Source organism: Psychromonas sp. (assembly GCF_983033635.1).
On the sequence record NZ_CEZLMY010000143.1, the window covers coordinates 1 to 9,062 of the forward strand.

The 9,062-nt window shown below is 37.9% G+C and carries 9 protein-coding genes; all 9 read left to right on the top strand.

Annotated elements, in window-relative coordinates:
• A partial coding sequence (locus AC4GME_RS14705; RefSeq protein WP_490379653.1) for an MBL fold metallo-hydrolase RNA specificity domain-containing protein occupies nt 1-462 on the top strand: 462 nt, incomplete at its 5' end.
• A gap of 215 nt (nt 463-677) precedes the next feature.
• A complete protein-coding gene (gene pseB, locus AC4GME_RS14710; protein ID WP_490377628.1) occupies nt 678-1,691 on the top strand; it encodes a UDP-N-acetylglucosamine 4,6-dehydratase (inverting) in 1,014 nt (337 codons plus the stop codon).
• A 5-nt stretch (nt 1,692-1,696) separates the two neighbouring features.
• Nucleotides 1,697-2,857, top strand: coding sequence for a UDP-4-amino-4,6-dideoxy-N-acetyl-beta-L-altrosamine transaminase (gene pseC, locus AC4GME_RS14715; RefSeq protein WP_490377629.1), 1,161 nt, complete (start codon nt 1,697-1,699; stop codon nt 2,855-2,857).
• Between the two features lie 2 nt (nt 2,858-2,859).
• Entirely contained in the window at nt 2,860-3,540 is a 681-nt protein-coding gene (pseF, locus tag AC4GME_RS14720) for a pseudaminic acid cytidylyltransferase (RefSeq protein ID WP_490377630.1), read from the top strand.
• Nucleotides 3,541-3,548: 8 nt separating this feature from the next.
• Nucleotides 3,549-5,066: a UDP-2,4-diacetamido-2,4,6-trideoxy-beta-L-altropyranose hydrolase gene (gene pseG / locus AC4GME_RS14725; RefSeq protein WP_490377631.1), complete on the top strand. Its 1,518-nt coding sequence runs from the start codon at nt 3,549-3,551 to the stop codon at nt 5,064-5,066.
• Nucleotides 5,067-5,073: 7 nt separating this feature from the next.
• Nucleotides 5,074-6,135, top strand: a complete 1,062-nt coding sequence (pseI, locus tag AC4GME_RS14730; protein ID WP_490377632.1) for a pseudaminic acid synthase — start codon at nt 5,074-5,076, stop codon at nt 6,133-6,135.
• A 17-nt stretch (nt 6,136-6,152) separates the two neighbouring features.
• Nucleotides 6,153-7,388 (top strand): lipopolysaccharide biosynthesis protein, encoded by a 1,236-nt coding sequence (locus AC4GME_RS14735; RefSeq protein ID WP_490379655.1) that lies wholly within the window; start codon nt 6,153-6,155, stop codon nt 7,386-7,388.
• 4 nt (nt 7,389-7,392) lie between these two features.
• Nucleotides 7,393-8,511 carry a polysaccharide pyruvyl transferase family protein gene (locus AC4GME_RS14740; RefSeq protein WP_490378665.1) on the top strand — a complete coding sequence of 373 codons (1,119 nt, stop codon included), beginning with the start codon at nt 7,393-7,395 and terminating at the stop codon, nt 8,509-8,511.
• On the top strand, nt 8,492-9,062 hold a 571-nt coding region (locus AC4GME_RS14745), incomplete at its 3' end, for a hypothetical protein (RefSeq protein ID WP_490379654.1). The genes AC4GME_RS14740 and AC4GME_RS14745, both read left to right, overlap by 20 nt.

Consider the following 9,062-nt stretch of genomic DNA (forward strand, 5'->3'; position numbering starts at 1 on the left):
CTAAATTTTGCAAACTTAATCACCATTGAAAGTCATCAGGATCATTTGGCATTAATTTCCCGCTTAGCTTCAACGGGTGAACCTGCCATTATTATTGCAGCCAGTGGTATGTGTAGCGGTGGGCGAATCGTTAACTACCTGAAAGCATTGCTTGATAAAAAACAGACCGATCTTTTGTTTGTTGGTTATCAAGGTAAAGGCACCCCGGGAAGAGACATTCAAAAGTACGGCCCCAAAGGCGGTTATGTTTTCCTGGATGGTGAAAAAATTGATATTCACGCAAAAATCCATACACTAAGCGGATATTCAGCCCATGCGGATCAAACCGACCTGGTAAACTTCGTCAAACGCATGCGTTATAAACCAGGCAAAATCAACCTGGTGCATGGTGAAGAGTCGGCAAAACAAGCGCTAGCAAAAGAGTTAAAAAAAGTAACAGATGCACAGATAGAGTGGGAATGACGGAAGTGTAGCTTCAGTCGCTTCCCATTCAAGTTCATTGGAGTATGTATGATCAATCAAGCAGAGATAATTGCGTCAATACAGAAACTCGCAGCAAATAATCAAGATATTACTATTGTCTGGTTCAAGAGCAACAAAAAATTACAAATCAAACAGTGACTTTGATCTTGCTATTGCGTAATTAATTTTACATAAAATAATAATTTGGACATGATATGTTAAACAATAAAACAGTATTAATCACCGGTGGTACAGGCTCTTTTGGGAAGCAATTTATAAAAACAATTTTAGAACGTTACCCTGACGTTAAAAAGATTATTATTTATTCCCGAGACGAGCTAAAGCAGTCGGTTATTAAGCAACAATACCCGCATTTTGATTTTCCTCAGCTGCGTTTTTTTATCGGTGATGTGCGTGATAAAGAGCGTTTGACGCAAGCATGTGAAGGCGTTGATGTCATTATTCATGCTGCAGCAATTAAACAGGTTGATACTGCGGAATATAACCCGACGGAATGTATTCGTACTAATATTGATGGGGCAGAAAATGTAATTCATGCTGCACTTGCTTGTGGCGTACACGATGTTGTTGCGTTATCTACGGATAAAGCATGTGCACCTATTAACCTTTATGGTGCAACCAAATTAGCCTCGGATAAATTGTTTGCTGCTGCTAACAATATCCGCGGCTCTAAGGATATCCGTTTCAGTGTCGTGCGCTACGGTAATGTAATGGGCTCTCGCGGCTCTGTTATTCCCTTCTTTTTAGATAAACGTAAAGATGGCGTTCTACCAATCACGCATAAAGAAATGACTCGCTTCAATATTTCACTACAAGATGGGGTGAATTTAGTGATGTTTGCGTTGGATAACCATCTTGGAGGTGAAATTTTCATTCCTAAAATTCCTTCTTACAAAATCTTAGATATTGCAGAGGCGGTTGCGCCTGAGTGTGAAACACGTGATGTAGGTATTCGCCCTGGTGAGAAATTGCATGAGGAGATGATCACTGATACCGACTCTCTAAACACTATTGATTTGGGCCCGTATTATGCAATTCTTCCTTCTGTTTCATACACCTACACTGAGGAAGAGTACATTGCACATCACAAAGCAGAAAAAGTTCCTTTTGGATTCAAATATAATTCAGGAACTAATACAGAATGGGAAACGGTTGAAGGTCTTCGCCAGTTAATTGTTGAGCATGTCGACCCTACTTTTAAGGCTTAAATAATATGATCCCTTATGGCAAGCAGGAAATTACTCAACAAGATATTGATGCTGTGGTCGATGTATTAAAGTCTGATTTTTTAACGCAGGGACCACAAGTACCTGCTTTTGAAAAGTCATTGAGAGACTTTACTGGTGCTAAGCATGCTTTAGCAGTTAATAGTGCCACGTCCGCTTTGCATATTGCCTGTTTATCATTGGGGGTTGGCCCCGGTGATACCTTGTGGACAACACCTGTTACGTTTGTTGCATCAGCTAATTGTGGTTTGTATTGTGGCGCAACGGTCGATTTTGTTGATATTGATGCCAGTACCTATAATTTATGCCCAATAAAACTGGAAGAAAAGTTAATTAAAGCGAAGGCTGACAATAAACTGCCTAAAGTTGTTGTTGCAGTGCACCTATGTGGTCAGCCTTGTGATATGCGGGCAATTAATGCATTAGCAAAGCAATACGGTTTTAAAGTAATTGAAGATGCTTCACATGCCATTGGTGGTCGTTATTTAGATACGCCAATTGGGGCTTGCATATATTCAGATATTACGGTGTTTAGCTTTCATCCTGTGAAAATTGTCACCACTGCTGAAGGTGGTGCTGCACTGACTAATGATGATAAGTTAGCAGAAAAAATGGCGCTATTTAGAAGTCATGGTATCACTCGCGATCCAAATCTAATGGTGGGAGAGTCAGATGGTGGTTGGTATTACCAGCAGATAGAGCTTGGTTATAACTATCGCATGACGGAGCTGCAGGCTGCACTCGGTGTGTCACAAATGACTCGCTTGAGTGAGTTTGTTGCAGCGAGGCATAAATTAGCATCCCGTTATAATGAACTGTTGGCTGAGTTACCGATAAGGCTTCCTTATCAATTACCTGAAACATACTCTGGTCTGCATCTATATGTTATCCGTCTTCAGTTAGGCAATATTGCTAAATCTCATCGACAGGTGTTTGATGAATTACGAGCAAATGGTATTGGTGTAAATCTGCATTATATCCCTGTTCATACTCAGCCGTATTATCAAAATATGGGATTTCAAACGGGCGACTTTCCTGAAGCTGAATCCTATTATCAAGAAGCTATCTCTTTGCCGATGTTTCATTTGATGACACTTGAGCAGCAGGATGAAGTGGTTGCAGTACTTACTAAAATATTACAAGGTTAACCATGAATATTGCAATTATTCCTGCGCGAGGCGGCAGTAAACGCATACCGCGTAAAAATATTAAGCTTTTTCATGGCAAGCCGATGATTGCTTATTCGATTGAGGCTGCAAAACAATCTGGTTGCTTTGATAAAATTATTGTTTCAACGGATGATCAAGAAATAGCGAATGTTGCTTTGCAGTATGGCGCAGAAGTCCCTTTTTTACGCCCAGCAGATATTGCCGATGACTTTGCTACCACGCTAGATGTTATGCAACATGCAATTACGTGGTGTAAAGAGCAGCAATGGGCTGTTGATAAAGTTTGTTGTATCTATGCGACAGCTCCATTTATTTTGCCTGAATATATTCAGCAAGGTTTAAAGGAGATTTCTGCAGAGGATGTAGAATATGCATTCAGTGCAACTACCTTCCCTTTTCCTATTCAACGCGCAATCTCATTAAGTAAAGATGGCACTGTTAGCATGTTTTCTCCAGAGCATGCGAATACCCGCTCACAAGACTTAGAAGAAGCTTATCATGATGCAGGGCAGTTTTACTGGGGGAAGGCCTCTGCCTTTTTGTCAGGTAAAGCCTTTTTTGCCGAACACTCGAAAGCTGTCATCTTGCCGAGAAAACGTGTTCAGGATATAGATACGTTTGAAGATTGGGATCTCGCTGAATCTTTATTTAGTGTGTTGTAGGTGTATTTATGAAAGTTGTTATTCGGGCTGATGCATCGATACACATTGGTAGCGGGCATATTATGCGCTGCCTTGTACTTGCTAATGCATTAAGAGAGCAGGGGCATACTGTTGGTTTTGCCTCTCGCCCTCAGCAAGGTGATTTAGTAGAGTTTGTACGTAATGGGGGATTTGAAGTAAACGAGCTTGTTACCCCCACTCATTGGCAAGCACCACAAAACAGTGCTGATTATGCAGCTTGGTTACAAGTGCCTTGGCAAGAAGATGCCGAGAGTCTTATCCGGCAGGTTGATAATGTTGATCTGTTAATTGTGGATCATTATGGTTTAAATGCTGACTGGGAGCTTTTTGTAAAAAATAGCCTGTTATGTAAAGTGTTTGCTATTGATGACTTGGTACGTAAACATCAAGCCGATTTAATACTAGACCAAACTCTTTTACGCGATCCTCTGGAATACAAAGAGACAAACCCTAATAGCATTGTGTTAGCCGGTTGCGATTTTGCATTGATCAAGCAAAATTTTATTGCTTATCGAGCGAAAGCACTCGAGACTTCTGTACTACCTTCAAATGTTAATATGCTTATTAGTATGGGGGGAATTGACCAGCCTAATGCAACTTTACAAACGCTAGAAGCCTTGTCAAAAATGCCTGGTAATAAACCGTCTGTAACTGTCCTTTTAAGCCCTAAGGCTCCTCATTATCAAAGCGTGAAACATTTTAGTCAGCAACACCCTTCCTGGATTAATCATATTGATTTTGTTGATAATATGGCTGAACTGATGTTAGCACATCAGGTTGCAATTGGTGCGCCGGGCAGTACCTCATGGGAGCGGGCATGCTTAGGAATACCGAGTATTATTATTCCCTTGGCTGAAAACCAAGAAACAATAAGCGCTCAATTAGTTCAGGCTGGTGCAGCCATTCGGGTGAATCTTGACGAGATAATCGCGACTTTACTGCCCGCATATCAAACTATGATTGATGCATGGTCAACAATGCGAGTGGCTAACTTGTCACTGTGTGATGGATTAGGTTTATTACGTGTTGCTCAGTGCGTTAATACATTATGCAACAATGTCTCAAATTTAATTACATTACGGTGTGCCGCTAAGTCCGATATTAAGCAGGTTTTTGAGTGGCAGATTTTGCCTGAAACACGAAAATACGCACTCATACCCGAGCCGCCGACATGGGAAGGTCATCAGAAATGGATGCATGCTAAACTGCAGTCTATTCATGATTATTTTTATATTATTGAATCACTACTTGATAAAGATAGCATAGGCGTTTTACGTTTAGATAGGCTGTCTGAAGATAACTATGTGCTTTCCATCTTTATCGACCCTCAGTATTTTGGGAAAGGTTATGCGAAAGAAGCGCTTGCATATATTGATATAATGCACCCTGACATTACAATTCAAGCAACCGTGTTAGAAGAAAATATAGCCTCTCAAAGGCTCTTTACAGTTGCCAACTATCAACATTCGGCTGTTGATACATTTATTCGTCCTCCAATTCATTGAGATAGTAATGAAACCTTATATAACGATTGAGAACAGAAAAATTGGTCTAGATCACCCTCCATACATCATTGCTGAGCTTTCAGCTAACCATAATGGTGATATTAATCGCGCTTACCAGATTATGGAAGAAGCCAAGAAGGCTGGAGCTGATGCCATCAAGCTGCAAACTTATACTCATGACACCATTACCATGGATTGTGATTCTGAAGAGTTTCAGATTCACGGTGGTTTATGGGATGGGCAAACATTGTATGAATTATATAAAGGTGCGCATATGCCGTGGGAGTGGCACAAACCTTTATTTGAAAAGGCAAAACAGTTAGGTATCACGATTTTCAGCTCACCATTTGATTTCAGTGCGGTTGATTTGTTGGAGGAGCTAGATGCGCCTGCTTATAAGATAGCTTCTTTTGAATTAATTGATTTACCTCTGATTAAGCGGGTTGCGCAAACGGGTAAACCAATGATTATGTCAACGGGGATGGCAAATCAAACTGAGATTCAAGAGGCGGTTGACTGTGCTCGTGAAAATGGCTGTAAAGAGCTGGTTGTGCTGCATTGTGTGAGTGGCTATCCAGCCCCTGCAGAACAATATAACTTAAGAACAATCGCAGATATCTCTGAGCGTTTTAATGTGTTGTCTGGACTTTCTGACCATACAATTGATAATGCAACTGCAGTGGCTTCTGTGGTGCTTGGCGCATGTTTAATAGAAAAGCATGTAACTATGGATAGGAGTGGTGGCGGGGCAGATGATAGCTTCTCACTTGAACCCCATGAATTAGCACAATTATGTCAAGATAGTAAAACTGCTTGGCAGGCACTCGGGCGAATAAATTATGAGCGTACCGAAGCAGAGAAAGGTAATGCTAAGTTTCGGCGTTCACTATATGTCGTAAAAGATATTAAAGCGGGTGAAAAGTTTACTGCAGAAAATGTACGAAGTATTAGACCTGGTTTTGGAATGGCACCAAAGCTATATGATAAAGTACTTGGGGAAACCGCTAATGTAGATATATTTTCAGGAACAGGTCTGAAAAAAGAAATGATTAAAGATTGGTTGTTGTGAGGAATATAAATATCGTAGTGTATACGGGAGGGAATATGATAGTGGCATTAGTGCCATTTATTTTGACTCCTTTTCTTACGCACAATCTAAGTCCCGCAGAGTATGGCACAATTGCAATGTTTCAACTTATGGTTGGAATGTTTTGTATATTTGTTGGTCTATCAACAAATGGCCCATTGTTGCGGTTTAATTATAATAAAAATGTGACAGCAGAAAATAGATCTGCGTATTTTTATAATGCAAACCTGGTGCTTATTGCTAGCTTCTTGACTTTATACATAGCTGTTTGTGTTTTTGATGATTATATATCAAACCTCATAAACGTAAATGTCGAAACGTTGCACTTATCACTATGGACATCACTATTTGCATATTTCATTAAAGTTAGGTTAGGCCAATGGCAAGTTAATTATGAGTCAATAAAATACGCAACCATACAGCTCATGCAATCTGTATTGTTAATAACATTATTTTTTGTCTTATATTATTATTTATTTGATGACAGTCGGTCGAGAATATATTCATATATTTTTGTAATAATTATTATTTCTACATGTTGTATTTTCTCTCTATTTAAAGATGGGTATTATAAGAATAGGAAAATTTCAAAAAGTTATATTAATGACTTATTAAACCAGGGCATAGGGATACTCCCACATCTTTTGGGAATATATATAATATCATTTTCAGACCGTATTATTGTTAATAAGTTTATGGATGAAAGAAGCGTGGGAATACTAATGCTTGCTATACAAGTGTCGTTAGTATTAAACCTATTATTTGATGGGGTAAATAAAGCTCTAAATCCAAGCTTGTTCCGTATTTTAAAAAACAATGATACCAATGAAAAGAAAAGGGTTGTTAAAATAACTTGGTTAATTGTTCTGGCGTGTTTATTAATAACTTATCCATTATCTTGGGTTGGCTATTACGTGGTAGTTTGGATTTCTTCTGTTGAATACCATCAAGCTGCAGATTTGGTAAGAGTCATAATGGTATCTCAAGTATTAAATGGTTTATATCTAGCCTTTGTTAACTATATATTATATTCGAAAAAATTGTGGGTGCTTTCTTCCATTTCAGTTTCAACTGGTGTTTTTGGAATTGTGCTAACACTTTTGTTAATCGAAGAATATGGTATATATGCACCTGTGATTTCAGGCTTATTTAGTGCGGTATTAAGACTAGTAGCTGTGTTTTTTGCTTCAAAGCGATTAGTTTCAATGCCTTGGTTTAATTTTTATAGAGTTTAATAAATTGAAAAAATATATTTTGATCACGACTTACCCTCAAACAGGGAGTCAAAATATTGGAGATCAACTCATTACAAACTCCCTGATCTCCCTAATTAGGGAAACTTCTGAATTTGAACATGAGATTGTTACAATATGGAGAGAGCAGGAATATACGAATGAAGTTGCAGAAATAATAGCAAGCTCGGATGCGATTATCTTTGCATGTTTGGCAATCAGGCCAAACTTTTCGAAAAAAGAGTATCCATTTGTAGACAAATTGATAGATGCAAATAAACCAATGTATATAGTCTCATCTGGTACTGCATTAGATGTATCATCTCTCTCTGATATGGATGATTACCTTGTAGATGAATCAGAAAAAACACTTATCGCTTTAAGTAACAGCGCAATTCATTTTGGTGTACGTGGCAGTTTAAGCTACAACTATCTGAATAAAATTGGAGCTAAAAATCTATCCTTCACTGGTGACGTTGCTTTCTATGATAAGAATTTTGAATATGTAGAATTCGACACACTAACAGAAGTGAAAAAAATTGTTGTTTCAGACCCGCATAGAGGAATTGCGTATAAAAACGCATTTTCTCAATTAATCACTGAATTGAAAATATTATTTCCGGAGGCCTCTATTGTTGTGGCTTTACATGGGAAAAACGATATTATCTATAAATTATCATCTGACATGGGACTTCAAGTCGATTTTATATATAAGAACAAAAATGAAGGCTTGAGCGTTTATGATGACGCAGATCTTCATGTCGGATTTAGGGTTCATGCTCACGTGTCGATGTTGAAAAGGCGTAAAATATCATATTTATTGGAACAGGATGGAAGGGGATGTGACTATGGGATTAGTCTACCCATAAAAATATCAGTTCCTTGCTATCAAGAGTATATGAAAAATCTCTCTTTAGGTTTGCTCTGTGACCTTGCGAAATATCGTAATAAGCATGTTTTTAAACAAGCATCTGTAAACAATGTAAGAATATTAACTTCAATGATATCTACTGATCGAAATGATGGATTTAAAAAGTTTAGAGGTCTTGAATCTACTTTAGATGGTTTTATTGAAGCAATTAAAAAAGGTTTAAAAGGAATTTTGTTTGTTAAAAGGGATAGTTAAACTCGATATATTCGATCTTAATTGGGATATATCATCAAAAGAAATAAATCAGGTTGAAATTACATCATCTGGTAAGCTGGGTATACTCGAAGGAGTTATTAGGCTATTTTTCCATGTGCTAATGTCTGTGCTTTATTTTAAATGCAAGTTGTCCAAGTTTAACTCTCGAGTGCTGCTTATGTCTGGAACTAGGAATCAATTTTTAGCCCTTGATAAGTTAAATCTGAGCGTTAAAGCGAGCCATATAAAATTTGGTAATCAGACAAATCGCTTAAACAATGATTCATTTGAGATGTGGCCATATTTGATTTCTATTTTTTTTATTCCTTTAGTTATATACAAATACTTTATTGAGGAAGATGTTTTTAGAAAACAAATGTTGCTATGTAGGCTAGACAGATTCGTGTTTTCTTATGGTTTGTATATTTTTTATCACTTGGTTCTAGATTCAAAAAAGGTGAATATAATTTTTCTTAGCAATGACCATTCTGTTTGGCAGCGGACGATGTTAAGAGTATGTAAAACTAAAGGAATCAAAACGGCTTATGTAC